This window comes from Shewanella sp. WE21, from assembly GCF_002966515.1.
Lineage (GTDB): Bacteria > Pseudomonadota > Gammaproteobacteria > Enterobacterales > Shewanellaceae > Shewanella > Shewanella oncorhynchi.
The window spans coordinates 790,584-806,447 of sequence record NZ_CP023019.1 but is presented as its reverse complement, the minus strand read 5'-3'; the positions used below and the strand labels follow the sequence as shown (position 1 = coordinate 806,447).

Sequence of the window (15,864 nt, the reverse complement as noted above, 5' to 3'; positions counted from 1 at the left end):
CCGATTGCCGATCACCCCCGATAATAAAAAATCCTCTCAGATTGTGACCTGAAAACGACTACGCTCAGTCATAAATAGGTTATTTTTCTTATATTTCATAGTATTAAGTTTGCTATGTTTTTGAGAAATTTATTTCTCCATTACAAGTGATCCTTGCTATGTCCTCTCAAGTAAACGCCAGCAAAGTGACAGGGTTGTTTCTGCGACTTATATACTCAAGCTACCTGAATCCTGCATCTTCAGGTTGTTTGGGTACATATTCGGCCATCTTTTGCTGAGTGAATGGCAATTTTAGTTTGCGTCACACTGGCATGTAGGGGAAAATATGCATCCAAATTGCCCGCTAGACCCCACAAACAAGCAGGAGAGAGCATGTCTTCCCGTAAAGTACTCGCAAACGCAATCCGTGCGTTAAGTATGGATGCAGTTCAAAAAGCAAATTCAGGCCATCCCGGCGCCCCAATGGGTATGGCAGATATTGCTGAAGTGCTGTGGAATGATTTCCTTAAGCACAACCCGAACAATCCGAAATGGGTAGATAGAGATCGTTTTATCCTCTCTAACGGTCACGGTTCAATGCTGATCTACTCTTTACTTCACCTGACTGGTTATGAATTACCAATTGAAGAGCTAAAACAGTTCCGTCAATTGCATTCTAAAACACCGGGTCACCCAGAATACGGTTACACCCCAGGTGTTGAAACCACAACGGGTCCACTCGGTGCGGGCATCAGCAACGCTGTCGGTATGGCGATTGCTGAGAAAACCTTAGCGGCACAGTTTAACCGTGATGGTCACGATATCGTTGATCACTATACTTACTGCTTCCTCGGCGATGGCTGTTTGATGGAAGGTATCTCCCACGAAGCCTGTTCATTAGCCGGTACTTTAGGTTTAGGTAAACTGGTCGCATTTTGGGATGACAACGGTATTTCTATCGATGGCCATGTTGAAGGCTGGTTTACCGATGATACACCAAAACGTTTTGAAGCTTACGGCTGGCATGTGATTGCCGGTGTTGACGGTCACGATAGCGCGGCAATCCGTGCTGCTATCGAAGCGGCTAAAGCCGTTACCGATAAACCAACAATGATTTGCTGCAAAACCATTATCGGTTTTGGTTCACCCAACAAATCTGGCAGCCACGATTGTCACGGCGCGCCACTAGGCGATGCAGAAATCGCAGCCGCCCGTGAATTCCTTGGCTGGCCACATGCACCATTTGAAATCCCTGCTGACGTTTATGCCGGTTGGGATGCCAAAGAAGCCGGTGCTGCCCGTGAAGCAGCGTGGAACGAGAAGTTTGCAGCATATCGCGCTGCTCACCCAGAACTGGCTGCTGAATATGAGCGTCGCGTTCTGAAAGGTGAATTACCGGCCGATTTCGAAGAAAAAGCGCAGGCATTCGTGCAAGCATCACAGGACAAAGCCGAAGGCATTGCGAGCCGTAAAGCCTCACAAAATGCTATCGGTGCATTTGGCGCTATGTTACCTGAACTGTTAGGCGGCTCTGCTGACTTAGCGGGTTCTAACTTGACACTGTGGTCAGGTTCTAAAGGTATTCAAGACGATCCAGCTGGTAACTACATTTACTACGGCGTGCGTGAATTCGGCATGAGCGGCATTATGAACGGTGCTTCGCTGCATGGTGGTTTCATCAACTACGGCGCAACGTTCATGATGTTCATGGAATATGCTCGTAACGCAGTCCGTATGTCGGCGCTGATGGGTATTCAAAACATCTTCGTTTATACCCATGACTCTATCGGTCAAGGTGAAGATGGCCCAACGCATCAACCAGTTGAGCAATTAGCTAACCTGCGTATGACGCCAAATATGGCCGTATGGCGTCCATGTGATGCGGCAGAAACGGCAGTTTCTTGGAAAGCTGCGATTGAGCGCCGTAATGCACCTACGTCACTGATCTTCAGCCGTCAAAACCTGAAAGCTCAAGCGCGTACCGCTGAGCAATTAGCCAACGTGGCTAAAGGTGCTTATGTACTGCAAGACTGTGCGGGTACACCAGAACTGATCCTGATCGCAACTGGTAGCGAAGTACAATTGGCAATGGATGCAGCCGCTGCACTGACTGAGCAAGGTAAACACGTTCGCGTCGTCTCTATGCCATCGACAACTGAGTTCGATAAGCAAGATGCCGCGTATAAAGAATCTGTATTACCACGTGCAGTGACTAAACGTGTGGCTATTGAAGCGGCGCATACCGATTTCTGGTACAAGTACGTCGGGTTTGAAGGCACAGTTGTGGGCATGACCACATTTGGTGAGTCTGCGCCGGGTAACGTGCTATTGAATCACTTCGGTTTCACCGTTGAAAATGTGCTGAATGCTGCAAAATCATTGGGCTAATCGCTCAAGGGATTAGATTCAATACAAAAGGTTAAACTTTTTAAGTGTTAATCTGTATAATGCGGCCTGCAATCGTTTGCAGGCCGTTTTTGTATTAAGAGGAAATTGAGACCTCAATGATCCGAGTCGCTATCAATGGTTATGGCCGTATCGGCCGCTCTATTCTCCGAGCTTTATATGAGTCTGGAAAACGGCAGCAAATGCAGATTGTCGCGATTAATGAATTAGCTAAACCTGAAGCCATTATTCATCTGACCCAGTACGACACCACCCACGGTCGGTTTGCGCATAAAGTGAAGCTTGTTGATGATCATATGCTGATTGGCGACGATGCGATAAAAATCCTCCACGAGCCCGATCCGGCAAAACTCCCTTGGCACGAGATGGACATCGACATTGTCTATGAAGCCACAGGCGTATTAGTCGATCGTCAAAGCTGCGAAGCCCATATTCACGCCGGCGCTAAACAAGTGCTGATAAGTCATCCATCCTCAGCTGATGTCGATGGCACGATTGTCTATGGTGTAAACCACGATTTACTCCGCGCCGAACACACTGTGGTGTCCAACGCTTCTTGCACCACAAACTGTATCGTGCCAGTGATCGATGTGCTCGATCGCCACTTTGGCGTTAAAAGCGGTGCCATTACCACTATCCATTCGGCGATGAACGATCAGCAAGTGATTGATGCTTACCATGATGATTTGCGTCGAACCCGCGCTGCTGGTCAATCGATTATCCCTGTCGACACTAAGCTTGCCCGCGGTATTGAGCGGATCTTGCCGCACATGAAAAATAAGTTTGAGGCGATTTCGGTGCGCGTGCCCACCATCAACGTGACCGCCATCGATTTGTCCGTGACCTTAGAGAAAACCGTCGATATTGCTACAGTCAATCAGGTGCTGGAATCAGCCGCCAATGGGCGATTTAACGGCATCTTAGGCTATACTGATGAGCCCTTAGTCTCATGTGATTTCAACCATGATCCGCGCTCCAGTATTGTCGATGGTACCCAGACCCGCGTGAGCGCCGGTCAGTTGGTGAAGTTACTCCTGTGGTGCGATAACGAGTGGGGTTTTGCCAATCGTATGTTAGATACGAGTTTGGCGATGATTGCGGCCAAGCGAGGCTGATAAAAGTAGATTATTCACTTGTGGGTCACTGAATTTATGCCAATTCGACGGGATGTCGAGCGCCGAGCGGCAGTCAATTCATACCGGCTATGTGTGAAAAAGTTTGTTTTTTGATTATAAAAGGAAGCGTTACCATGGCAATTATCAATATGTCAGATCTGGATCTACAAGGTAAGCGCGTGCTTATCCGCGAAGATCTCAATGTCCCTGTCAGCAATGGCGTCGTCACCAGTGACGCACGTCTACGCGCCTCTCTACCGACTATCGAGTTGGCCCTTGAAAAAGGTGCGGCTGTGATGGTGATGTCGCATTTAGGTCGTCCGACCGAAGGCGAATACAATGCTGAATATTCTATGCAACCTGTGGTCGATTATTTGGCAAAAGCCCTGTCTTGTCCTGTGCGTTTAGCGACCGACTATTTAGATGGCGTTGACGTTGCCGTGGGTGAAGTGGTTGTGTTCGAAAACGTGCGTTTCAACGTGGGTGAAGGTAAGAACAACGAAGCCTTATCGAAAAAAATGGCTGCGCTGTGTGATGTCTATGTGATGGACGCCTTCGGTACAGCACATCGTGCCCAAGCATCGACCCATGGCGTGGGCATGTTTGCCCCAATCGCCTGTGCCGGTCCATTACTGGCACAAGAATTAGATGCCTTAGGCAAGGCATTAGATAACCCTGCGCGTCCAATGGTGGCGATTGTCGGTGGCTCTAAAGTGTCGACTAAGCTGACCGTGCTAGAAAGTCTTTCAGGCATAGTCGATCAGTTAGTGGTTGGCGGCGGTATTGCCAATACTTTCATCGCTGCGGCGGGCTACAATGTTGGTAAATCACTGTATGAAGCGGATTTGATCGACGAAGCTAAACGTTTAGTGGCCAATGCTAAGACCCGTGGCGCCGATATTCCTGTGCCGACTGATGTGGTCGTTGCGGGCGAGTTTAGCCCAACTGCGACAGCGACGTTAAAATCGGTTAGCGAAGTCGCTGATGGCGAAATGATTTTCGATATTGGTCCAGATAGCGCTGAAGCACTGGCTAAAATCATCGAATCTGCAGGCACTATCGTATGGAACGGCCCTGTGGGCGTGTTCGAATTCGACCAATTCGGTGAAGGTACTAAGCGTATCGCCCAAGCGATTGCTGATTCAAAAGCGTTCTCTATCGCAGGCGGTGGTGACACTTTGGCTGCGGTTGATAAGTACGGTATTGCCGATAAAGTGTCTTACATTTCGACTGGCGGCGGTGCTTTCCTCGAGTTCCTCGAAGGTAAAGAATTACCAGCTGTTGCTATGTTAGAAAAACGCGGCGCTTAATCATTAAGTTTTAAAAAACGCGGCGCATAAGACGCCGCGATAAGCTCTGATAACATCAAAGCTTTGATAAAAGTAAAAAATTATAAAAAACCGCCCGTATTCATCTAAGGTACTTAATTTAAGTTGTTTATTTAAGGTACAGAGTTGAATGCGGGTATAAAAATCCATCCAAACGATAGCGACCTCGGTGATAGATATCACCCTATTATTGGAGTTAAAAAATGGCGTTAATTTCCCTACGACAACTACTTGATCACGCAGCAGAACATGGATACGGTGTGCCTGCGTTTAACGTTAACAACTTAGAGCAGATGCGTGCCATCATGCAGGCCGCTGAAGCAACAGACAGCCCAGTGATAGTGCAAGCTTCTGCTGGCGCGCGTAAATACGCTCGCCCACAGTTCTTAAAATATTTGATGGCAGCGGCTCTTGAGCAGTACCCAGATATTCCAGTGTGTATTCACCAAGACCACGGTACCGATCCTGATATTTGTCAGCGTTCTATCCAATTAGGCATGTCATCCGTCATGATGGACGGCTCTTTGATGGCTGACGGCAAAACGCCTGCATCGTACGAGTACAACGTTGATGTTACCCGTCGTACAGTGGCATTTGCCCATGCGTGTGGTGTGTCAGTTGAAGGTGAAATCGGCTGTTTAGGCAGCTTAGAAACTGGCCAAGCTGGCGAAGAAGATGGTGTTGGTGCATCAGGTATTTTAAGTCACGATCAAATGTTGACTAGCCCTGAAGAAGCGGCGCGTTTCGTTGCCGATACCCATGTTGATGCACTCGCGATTGCTATCGGTACTAGCCATGGTGCATATAAGTTCAGTCGTAAACCGACAGGCGATGTACTGCGTATCGACCGCATCAAAGAAATTCATGCGCGTATTCCTAACACTCACTTAGTGATGCACGGTTCATCTTCTGTGCCACAAGAGTGGCTAAAGATCATCAACCAATATGGTGGTCAGATCCCAGAAACCTACGGTGTACCATTAGAAGAAATCGTAGAAGGTATCAAACACGGTGTACGTAAAGTCAACATTGATACCGACTTACGTTTAGCATCAACGGGTGCCGTTCGTAAATTCTTAGCTGAACACCCAAGTGAATTTGATCCACGTAAATTCCTGAAAGCATCAATGGAAGCCATGGCCGATATCTGTACGGTTCGCTATGAAGCTTTCGGCTGTGCAGGTCAAGCATCAAAGATTAAGCCATTGTCTTTACAAGCAATGTATAAAGCGTATCAGTCTGGCGCGTTAGATCCTAAGATCAATATGTAAGCGTTATCGCTGAGATAAAAACCCGCTAAAGCGGGTTTTTTTATACTTAAAATAGCTGCAATTTTCATTTTTTAATCGTAAATGTTAATATCGCGCAGATTTTCAGGGGAAAATACTAACCCTTATTAATATGTGCTTATTCAGCATCGCTGGGACGAACAGATATTTATAGGGATTGGATTTAACGGAACAGGAACGGATAAACATGAAGAAAGTACTGACCGCAGCACTATTAATGACTGCACCTTTTATGGCGACAGCTGGGGCCGATTTTGTAAAAGGCGATGAGACATTCGCAGGTGAAGCTGAGCTTGGTGCAACCTTAACCACAGGTAACACTGAAACCTCATCATTCAAAGGGCGTTTAAATCTTAAGCATGAGCTTGGCGATTGGGAGAATCAGTACTTACTCGAAGGTTTATATAAAGAGGATACAGGTTCTGTTACCGCGAAACGCTATTTAGCGGGCGCACAAGGTAACTACAAGATGACAGATCGTAGCTACTTGTTTGCTAACGGTAATTATGAAGTTGATCCGTTCACAGGTTATGATTACACGCTATCTGGCGCAGCGGGTTATGGTTATAGATTCTATGATACTAGTAAGACCTTTTTAGATGTTGAAGTCGGTCCAGGTTATATCTATCAGCGTCTTGATACAGAGCAAGCACTTATCGAAGGCCATGACACCAATGACAGCGTCGTCGCTCACGGCGTGATCAACTTTGAAAGCGAAATCACTGACACCTCTAAATTCCAACAACGTTTCGTTGCAGATTACGGTGATAAGCTCGATGCCCGCTCTGAAACTTCGTTAACGGCGAATATTATCGGTGCATTAGCAATGAAGTTTGCCATTATTGTGCGCTATAACAGCGAGCCGTTGGATAATAAGAAAAGTACAGATACAGAAACCAATATGACCTTGTTATATTCCTTCTAATGCTGTGACACTGATTTAGAAACTAAAAAGCACCTTTGAGGTGCTTTTTTATTGGCTCTTTTTAGACTAAGTTAAATGTTTCTTTATTAGTTATCGCTGTAGTTATACAAAAATTAATGTTTTAAATGCCTTTGGTTATAGGGTAATGCATAGAAAGTTGCGTTTTATCAACATTTACTATGCCGAAGCTATGGTAATTTTCGACTAATTTCCTACGTAGAGATGAACTTTAATGAAATTACAGCGGTTGTTTAAAGGCAGTGGAATGGCGTTCTGGAGTCTATTCTGCGTTGCAATATTGAGCGGATTCTCACCTGCAGCATGGGCTATGACAGAAGGGATAGAACGGCTTAATTTAACCGCCTCGAGTGTGGGTTATGTTGCCGTCTTTGTGTTTGTACTTGCATACATAATGGTGATGGCTGAGGAGTCGTTACATTTACGCAAGTCGAAACCTGTGCTGGTCGCGGCAGGGATTATCTGGGGCATGATAGGTTTTGTGTATGTACAAAATGGTATGTCTGAAGTGTCGGAAGCGGCATTCAAACATAACTTGCTTGAATATGCTGAGCTTCTACTCTTCTTACTCGTGGCGATGACTTATATCAATGCTATGGAAGAGCGAAATTTGTTTGATGCCATTCGTGGTTGGCTTGTCGGCCGTGGTTTTAGTCTAAGAACCGTATTTTGGTTGACAGGGTTTATGGCGTTCTTTATCTCACCCGTGGCAGATAATTTAACGACTGCGCTATTGATGTGTGCCGTGGTGATGAAGGTGGGGGCAGGGCAACGCAAGTTTATCACCCTAGCCTGTATCAACATTGTTGTTGCGGCTAATGCGGGTGGTGCGTTTAGTCCGTTTGGTGATATCACGACCTTAATGGTGTGGCAAAAAGGATTAGTGCACTTTAGCGATTTCTTCCATCTGTTTATTCCTGCTTTAGTGAACTTTGCATTACCCGCTGCCATTATGAGTGTGTTTATTCCACATTTTGTGCCAGAGCCAGAAAAAGAGCATGTTTATACTAAGCCGGGTGCTAAGCGAATTGTTGCGTTGTTTTTACTCACAATCGCTACGGCAGTGTGTGCTCATTCCTTCTTAGGTATGCCGCCTGTATTGGGTATGATGACGGGATTAGGTTTCTTACAATTCTTTGGTTTTTATCTGCGTAAAACCTTCAATCGTTCCGTTGCCCGCGAACGTGCAAAGGCTGAATTGCGTCAGGACGAGCAGCGTCTTCAGCAGCTTGGTAGTGTGGTGCCCTTCGATGTGTTTAGCAGGATCTCCCGCGCTGAATGGGATACCCTGTTGTTCTTTTATGGTGTAGTGCTATGTGTGGGTGGCCTTGGCTTTATGGGGTACTTGAGCTTAGTATCTGAGGCTTTGTATTCCAATTGGGATACGACCTATGCCAACGTGGCTATCGGTCTGTTGTCTTCGGTTGTTGATAATATTCCGGTGATGTTTGCTGTGTTGACGATGAACCCTGAGATGGCCTTAGGCCAATGGTTACTGGTAACGTTAACCGCAGGAGTTGGGGGCAGTTTATTGTCAATTGGCAGTGCTGCAGGGGTCGCGTTAATGGGACAAGCTAGGGGGATTTACACCTTTGGTGCCCATTTGCGTTGGACACCTGTCATTGCGCTGGGTTATATCGCGAGCATTTTAGTACATATGTGGCTCAATGCCGCGATGTTCTAAATAAAAGTACTGAGCATTCATCATTTGGGCTGTATTGACGTTTGCGAGTCGTTTTGTAGCGGATAATATCGCGAATTATTTAGCGAACAACATCGAGCTAACAAAATTCAATCGCATAACGTCTAGATATCAATGAATAAAATAGAGGCATCCGATGGATGCCTCTATTTGTTTGGATATGTCATTGGAAGGATTATTGCGGTAGCACTTGGATTAAATCCAGCTCGTTATTGGCTTTTGCACCGTAGATCTGAATCGCGACTTTAATTTGTGCCACTGAACCACTTGGATCCTGCTGAGCCCAATCTAAGCCAGCTATCTCAAATTGATATTGACCGCTTGTGACTTCGGTTAATTTACCGCTGCATTCTCCAAGACTTTGGCAACGATAATTTTGGGTAACATGCCAGTGTTTCCATGCCTTCGGATTCGAGGATTCCTTGGCTTTGTCGGGGAACCCAAAATAGTAAATATCATAGGTTTTCGCCGCAGTGATCGCTTCTTGTTGCGCATCCGTCAGTGAAAATTGAATTGTCCCTGTACTCGAGTCAAATTGCTCAAGCTTGAGATTTATTTGCGTTGCTTCATCAATGTTTACTGCATTTTCGACGGGAGGTGGCTGCGGCGTTTCAGGCTCAGTGTTATTGCTGTCACTGCCACATCCTACGAGCATTAATGTCGCGAGGGTCAATGTGAGTAATGGGTATTTCATCACAGTCTCCTTAATTGAAATGCCCTGTATGGCAAGTGGTGCATTCCATGTCTGTTTTTACACTTGCCGCTGAGCCTAGTGTGCTAGTGCTACCGTGACAAGTTTGGCAATCTTGCGCATCTGGTGTTGGCTTACTACCAACAAGGGCGCCGATATTCTCCCCTTGATAGGCACGATTCAATACATCTACTAGGTAATAAGCCATAGACGCGGATAAGCGGTAGCAGCGTTCACCTTTTTTCGCGAATGGTAAGCCAGAAGCCTTTGACCAGTTACTGATAGATGAGTGACATAACACGCTCTTGGCTTTTGATGAACTGCCCACAAGAGCCGTTTTTTCTGCTGTCGAGCCAATACCAGTAACAAATTCAGGTGAAGATAAAGGGAGCGTTGTATTTTCGTAGTAGCGGAAGGTATTAGCTATCACGGCGTTATTGTGACCATTAATGTCATCTAAAATATTCACTAACATGCCTATCGCATTAAGATTACCGCAGAGCGTGCCTTGACCCGTTACCCCTGCAAAACCATAGGCGGCTAATGCCGTTGGAATTGTTTTGAACTTGTCTGCATCGGCACTATTAGATTGGGCTAGCATAGTCACAACGGCATGAAAAACTTGGTGCATACAACCACCACCCGTTTCATAGGCCAGTTTTGCTGTTGCCATTGCATCAAGTGGAACGTATTTAAGTTTCTCTCCTATCGCTAATTGATATTGACCATCGGCATTCGTTGCCGCGAGAACCGATGTTCCCATGAGTGTTGCACCTGCCGCAGCGGTGCTAATACCAATAATACGAGTTAATGCTTGACGTCTATTTATGCTCATTATGTATTTCCTCTATGTAGGATTACTTCTATTTATCAAATGCTAAAGATAAATTGATGGCGTAAATTCTAAGCATGCTTGAGATAAATATTGTGATTTACGCCGGAGGATATTTGCCTTTTACATGAGCGGTAAATAGCGTCACCACAATAGAATTAACCGACTTAAATTCTGCATTTTAATTAGCTAAATAGATTGCAAGGTGCTCATTGTCCCGACATTTGTTGTATTTATGTAAATTTATGCCGAATTTCCCATGTGCTAAATGGCATTTATTCCTGTGAGTTAACGCATGTTTTTGCCTAATAGCGCTGAACTTGGGGTTAATTTCACGAAAATTAACTATTTGCTGACTTGGGTTAGCAAGATCACATTAATCATTAGTTAGTTTGCATAGACTTAACTTTATGTTTTTATGGAGTTGAGTGGATGTTGATGCAATTGGGAGACTGCAGGTTTGATCGGGAACGAGGCATACTGATTGAGTTGTCTCGCGATGAATCTTGGCATCTTCCTCGAGCCGAGTTACAAGTACTTAATTTGCTTGTTGAGCATCAAGGTAAGTTGGTTTCTAAGCACATGCTGAAGACGGGGGATGGAAAACATCCGCCGCTAACTGATACCTCTGTGGCCCGTGCTGTCTTTATGCTTCGCAGCTTTCTTGGACCTCAATATGAGGGCTTGATTGAAACCGTGAAAGGCCAAGGTTATTTACTACAGCCATCTAATGGGACTGAGTTTAGAGGTGTTAATTACCTCAGATTGCACACAGTGCCTTTGTGGAGTGCCTTAGTGTTATTTGGGTTTATGTTAGCGTTTTCGGTGTTTTATTTGAATCATACGGATCACAGTAAGCCAACCCAAGCACTTATGACCTCAATATTACCTTTGGCTTCTGGCCAGCAAGTACGATTACACTTATTTGCTGATTCCAATACTAATAACACTTTACTCTTCGAATTAGGTGAGCGCTTAAGTGCAGGATTAATCGCCTGCGGTCAAAGTGATTGGGCTGATGTCTATGCTTCTTTGTCCCATGATAAACAAGTGCTTAATATTACTTTTCGAGGCGAAAAACTCGGTCAGTCAGTGATCCGTAATATTAAAATCAGTGATTTCACTCGACCGAAAACCTTCATCGATGCTGCTTGGCTGCAGGAGGTTAACATCTGTGGCTAAATGGCTAAAGTGGACGATTAATATTGTTATCTTGTCGGCATTGATTATGGCCTGCGGTGTGATATACAAACAGTCGGCTACCAATCAGACGATGATTTTAAATTGCAGCTCTGAATTATTCGACCGCCATTCTAGTGCCAATCCTAGCGGCAGCGCGAGTGTTAGCAGTGACGGTAAATTTTACCTACTCGTGGATGTTTTGATTGCCGCTGACAATACGCAGATCAATTATCGTTACTTTAATATTGACGGTACGAGTGCGGGCAATATTTTAATGCAAGGCAAAGTCGACAGTATTGAGGCCAATAGCATGACCTATAAAGTTACCGTTAAAACGAAAACGGAATCTGAAATTGAAAAGCAAAAAAATTGGCCAGAACATATGAAATATCTATCCTATATCAGCAGCTTACATTTTAATGACTCAGAAATGCACAATCTCAGTATCGAGGTGTTAGATATGGATGACACCAAAGATTATGCCGTGGTCCTTTTTCAGCCTAGCAATACCATTTGTGGATGCAGAATCGTAAATAGTCGAATTTAATCAGTGAATTTGAGTTTATTTCAGTTAAGATTAGTGCTCATTGATTTGTGATTACTGTGGTGAGTCTCCAGTGAGGGATTCATGAAAAGGGTGTTGTGTCTAAGATACGTGTAAAGCAAGAAGAATCCCTGTCGATTAAGTTCAGCCATCAGATGGAAAAGGGCGATAATCGTCAGCTTGATCTCTATTTCTTTTTACCTAAGGAAATGGGCATAGGCTCGCGCACGCTCAATGAAGAAGAGTACTACTACAGCTCAATAGTTGGACGTCGCTCATACTATTCAGAAGGCTTGCACTTACCTCTGGTGCAGGGGCGTTTTGCCAGTTTAAATCGCCGTACTGTTGAAGAATTCAGGTTGTACCTAAATCTCTTCGCCTATCAGTTTGCGGTTGCGGTTGAAAACGATGTTAAAGAACTCAATCAAATCACAGATGTAACCCATTTTTATTTTGCCCTCGACGAATTACGCGAACAAATTGCCCAGTTGCTGAAAAAGTTTCGTCGTAACGAACCAGGTGATCCCAAATGGAAATCTTACTTTGAAAATGCTGATAACTACTTGTCTTGGTTTTGTGAGCAGCAGTTACTCAAAGTGCTCGCTTATGCAACTCGTACCAGTGATTTCAACGATATTTTAGAGCGGGTACTCACGCTCTGCCGTAATGAATGTGCCTATCGTGATGAGCATAAGTACAACTCAGCGCAAACTAAGCAAGATCCTAACCGTATCTCTAATAAGATGTTGTTATTGCGCCGTTTAATTCAACAAGGGGTGGTACTCAAAGAAGAGTTAAAGCCTTTAGGGATTGGCCTTAAAAAGTTTACGACAGGACTGGCGACCGCGTTAGTGATGTTGGTGGTGTCTGCGTTGATAATTCAAGCGCAGGGCGCCTTTAGTGGTTTTACTATTGCACTAGTGCTGACTTTGGCTGTGATCTATGGTTTCAGGGAAATCTTTAAGGACGATGTGCGCAATGCCATGTGGCGATTTATTCAGCGGGGTCGACCACGTTGGAGCCGCATTTTACGGGATACTACGAGTCAGGCGGTTATCGCTAAGCAGTTGGTATGGCTTGAGTTTATGCGTCAGCAAGATCTACCCGAAAAAGTCAGTGACATTCTAAAGCACAGACATAGCCAAAATAAGGTCGATGCGGAAATTCTGCACTATAAAATCGCTACTAAGGTGAATCAGAGTGAATTCCAAGCGGGATATTCGACTATTCAAGAGCAAGTGAGCTTTAGCTTAGTGCCTTTTGCCCGTTATTTAGAACGGGGTAAAGCGAAGATTTATAAGGAAGTTGAAGGCAAAATTAGTTATGAATCGGTTGAGCGGCGCTATCAAGTCAACCTGATTTTAGTGTTGCGAGATGGGCGCGAAGCCCCGCAGTATATTCGCTATAAAATCACCATGAACCGCTCGGCAATCATAGAAATTACCCAGAGTCAGTTGCCTGACTCCGTTAATGCACCCGAATCTACGATTGATGACGAGTAAAGGCCTGACCGATATTCTGATCGTTATTTTGCTTCGCCCGTTTTAGGGCGATTTCGGCATTATTCAAATATTGCTCTAATGTCTGGCCTTCTTGATAACCCGCAATACCAATACTAATACCTTCCCCTAAGCCATTACCATTGAGTTTTTCCATCATATTGAGGGCAAAGTTGTGCGCATGGGTGGCGTCTGTGTCAGGTAACATCACAATGAGCTTCCCTAGCTGCCAATGCAGAATTTGATAATTAGCTGGAATTTCAAGCAATAATTGCACTTCTATTTCTTGCTGACGATTTGCCAGTTGGTCGATATCACTCATGTGGCTTAGCATGCCCTCTGGATTGATATCCATTAACAGTAAGCTTGAGCTGAGACGGCTTGGTGGCGGCAGAGAGTTAAAGTAACGTTCTAAATCTGCCAAATTCAGCAGAATAGTACTGCGATGGGGCACAAGGTTACGCTTCTCTGTGCCTCGACCACGCTCGGCGGCTTGCTCTAAAGTGCAGACGATATAATCAATCTCACCATCGGCGGCCACATGACCCTTCAAGGTGGCTTGCAAACAATTGGAATGCGCTTGCTTAGGTGAGCATAGAATTTGCCCTTGCCACTGACCTTGCATGGCTATCTGAGCACTGATCCTCTGCCATTGATTGCCTAAATCATTCGCGAGTAATGACGCTAAATCTTGATTTAAATCGCCATTGAGTTGCATTAGCGCATCGAATACAGGATTGATTTTAATCAGTTTACCGTTAGCATCAGTGAGGGCTGTCGCGACTGTGTTATCGCATAAAAGCTCACTGAGAAAAGCATTTTGTTTGCTGCTGATTAACTCACTGATGTCCTCAAGGGTGATTAATAGATGTGGTGAGCCTCGGCTCGCCCTTGGTGCTTGGCGGATATGAACGCGTAACGTAGGGCCATCAATACTGTCTAAACTGATTTCACCAGACCATTGACCTGTTTTATGTACCTGCTCCATTAACTCCGTGTAGGTTTTATCATCGAGGCATAAGGTACGCTGTAGGCTTCGGTCTGTCAGCTCATCTAATGGTACTAAGGTCGCTTGTGCCGCTTTAGTATTGGCGCTGATGACTCTGGCATTTTCGTTGACCATCATAAAGCCGATGTCACTATTAAATAAGCCATTAGCAACATCAATACTGTATTGGCGTGAACGCTGTTGTAAGCGATACATGTGGCTGAGTAGTACAACCCAAGCGGCTAAAACCGTTAATATTAACGATGCCACAATGACAATGTTTTGCCATTGTGAGAAACGAGCAGCTATGTCTGAGTTGCGCACATAGGAGAGTAAAAAATATTCTCTGTGAGTCTCAGGTTGGGCTGTAAGTTCGATTTTAAGGTAAACAAAAGTGGCTTCTTCACCGTGGAATTGTCCAAAGTTGCTCATGGACATATCGCGCCACAGGGCCGGATAGCTCTGTCTTAAACTTGCTCCTAAGGTCTCTGGCATATTGCTTAGAGGGCGAGATCGCTAGCGCCAGCATAGAGTAATCCCTGAGTATCCAGCACTAACATAGGGGATTTATTGCTCGAAAAGGCTGGTTTTATGGCCTCCAGCATTTTTACCATAGAGTTGTATGTCACCAGATAACCGATAGAACTCTGATCGGGCTTCTCGAGCCACGCCATTTGATACATATAAGGTTCAAGCATGCCGTCTATCGGAACAAATTCCAGCGGTGAGGTATAAACTTCTTTGCCACCCATGCTCCGACTCGCTCCAAGTAAGGTCGGTGGTAAGGCATCTTTATTGAAATTAGGGGGAGTTGAGAATTTATAGTTACCTTGGGGATCGTACAGTGCAATGCCGAGTAACTCAGGAATATGTTTTACTAGATCTTGCCAGTTTTCCTGCAATTTAAGTTGTTGCTTGGCGGTAGGATTGCTTAAGTATTGTTTTAGCAGTTCCCCATTGGCGAAAATTTGGGTTCGAAATTGCTGAAAAGACACTTTATCTGCGATCAATGAGCCTATGGTTTGCAGTTCACTGTATCTTTGCGTTGCCCACTCTTCTTGCAGGCGTCGTTCACCTAAAGTAATGATTAAGTGAGTTAAAATAATCATGCCAATCACCAGCATAGAAAGCTGGCTTGCAATAGCGAGTAAGCGTTGATGCGACCAATAGATCCCTTGAGTTAAAGAGAGCAGTGGCGCAGCGGGATACGTGCTTGGGTTATTCTTCAGCATGAACCGATTATGAGTGGGTGAACTGTTAATTTCGCTATGTTAACACGAAAGAATTGTTACGACAGTGCCAAGTTACTCAGCAAGATTCCTTGAGTAAAAGTTAAGACGATTCACACATGTACCACTCACGTAAT

At 45.0% G+C, this 15,864-nt stretch carries 11 protein-coding genes and 1 pseudogene; 9 read left to right on the top strand and 3 right to left on the bottom strand.

Annotated elements, in window-relative coordinates; all coding sequences use genetic code 11:
* The first annotated feature begins 372 nt into the window (after positions 1 to 372).
* From tkt to nhaD, 6 genes are all read left to right on the top strand, one after another.
* Positions 373 to 2,367, top strand: a complete 1,995-nt coding sequence (tkt, locus tag CKQ84_RS03355) for a transketolase (RefSeq protein ID WP_028761630.1) — start codon at positions 373 to 375, stop codon at positions 2,365 to 2,367.
* Positions 2,368 to 2,483: 116 nt separating this feature from the next.
* Positions 2,484 to 3,500, top strand: a complete 1,017-nt coding sequence (gene epd, locus CKQ84_RS03350; RefSeq protein WP_105250098.1) for an erythrose-4-phosphate dehydrogenase — start codon at positions 2,484 to 2,486, stop codon at positions 3,498 to 3,500.
* A gap of 134 nt (positions 3,501 to 3,634) precedes the next feature.
* Entirely contained in the window at positions 3,635 to 4,810 is a 1,176-nt protein-coding gene (locus tag CKQ84_RS03345; RefSeq protein ID WP_105250097.1) for a phosphoglycerate kinase, read from the top strand.
* Positions 4,811 to 5,031: 221 nt separating this feature from the next.
* A complete protein-coding gene (gene fba, locus CKQ84_RS03340; protein ID WP_028761627.1) occupies positions 5,032 to 6,099 on the top strand; it encodes a class II fructose-bisphosphate aldolase in 1,068 nt (355 codons plus the stop codon).
* Between the two features lie 205 nt (positions 6,100 to 6,304).
* Complete coding sequence (locus CKQ84_RS03335) at positions 6,305 to 7,042, top strand: YdiY family protein (protein WP_105250096.1); 738 nt, start codon at positions 6,305 to 6,307, stop codon at positions 7,040 to 7,042.
* 232 nt (positions 7,043 to 7,274) lie between these two features.
* Positions 7,275 to 8,744, top strand: coding sequence for a sodium:proton antiporter NhaD (nhaD, locus tag CKQ84_RS03330; protein WP_105250095.1), 1,470 nt, complete (start codon positions 7,275 to 7,277; stop codon positions 8,742 to 8,744).
* 193 nt (positions 8,745 to 8,937) lie between these two features.
* On the opposite strand, the gene CKQ84_RS03325 is transcribed toward nhaD, so the two are convergent.
* Together CKQ84_RS03325 and CKQ84_RS03320 are read right to left on the bottom strand one after the other, a co-directional pair.
* Positions 8,938 to 9,456: a hypothetical protein gene (locus CKQ84_RS03325; protein WP_105250094.1), complete on the bottom strand. Its 519-nt coding sequence runs from the start codon at positions 9,454 to 9,456 to the stop codon at positions 8,938 to 8,940.
* Positions 9,457 to 9,466: 10 nt separating this feature from the next.
* Positions 9,467 to 10,288, bottom strand: a complete 822-nt coding sequence (locus tag CKQ84_RS03320) for a cytochrome C (RefSeq protein WP_168824862.1) — start codon at positions 10,286 to 10,288, stop codon at positions 9,467 to 9,469.
* Between the two features lie 429 nt (positions 10,289 to 10,717).
* On the opposite strand from CKQ84_RS03320, the gene CKQ84_RS03315 reads away from it, so the two are divergent.
* From CKQ84_RS03315 to CKQ84_RS03305, 3 genes are all read left to right on the top strand, one after another.
* On the top strand, positions 10,718 to 11,467 hold the full coding sequence (locus CKQ84_RS03315; protein WP_105250092.1) for a helix-turn-helix domain-containing protein: 750 nt from the start codon (positions 10,718 to 10,720) through the stop codon (positions 11,465 to 11,467).
* Positions 11,460 to 12,014, top strand: a complete 555-nt coding sequence (locus CKQ84_RS03310; RefSeq protein WP_105250091.1) for a hypothetical protein — start codon at positions 11,460 to 11,462, stop codon at positions 12,012 to 12,014. Before CKQ84_RS03315 ends, CKQ84_RS03310 begins: the two co-directional genes overlap by 8 nt.
* 95 nt (positions 12,015 to 12,109) lie before the next feature.
* The gene (locus tag CKQ84_RS03305) at positions 12,110 to 13,513 is read left to right on the top strand and encodes a hypothetical protein (protein ID WP_028761621.1); all 1,404 of its coding nucleotides are present in this window, start codon (positions 12,110 to 12,112) and stop codon (positions 13,511 to 13,513) included.
* Here the strand turns inward: CKQ84_RS03305 and CKQ84_RS03300 are convergent.
* Positions 13,494 to 15,730, bottom strand: a pseudogene (locus CKQ84_RS03300) (PAS domain-containing protein). The gene CKQ84_RS03305 and the pseudogene CKQ84_RS03300 sit on opposite strands and share 20 nt — an antisense overlap.
* Positions 15,731 to 15,864 lie beyond the last annotated feature (134 nt).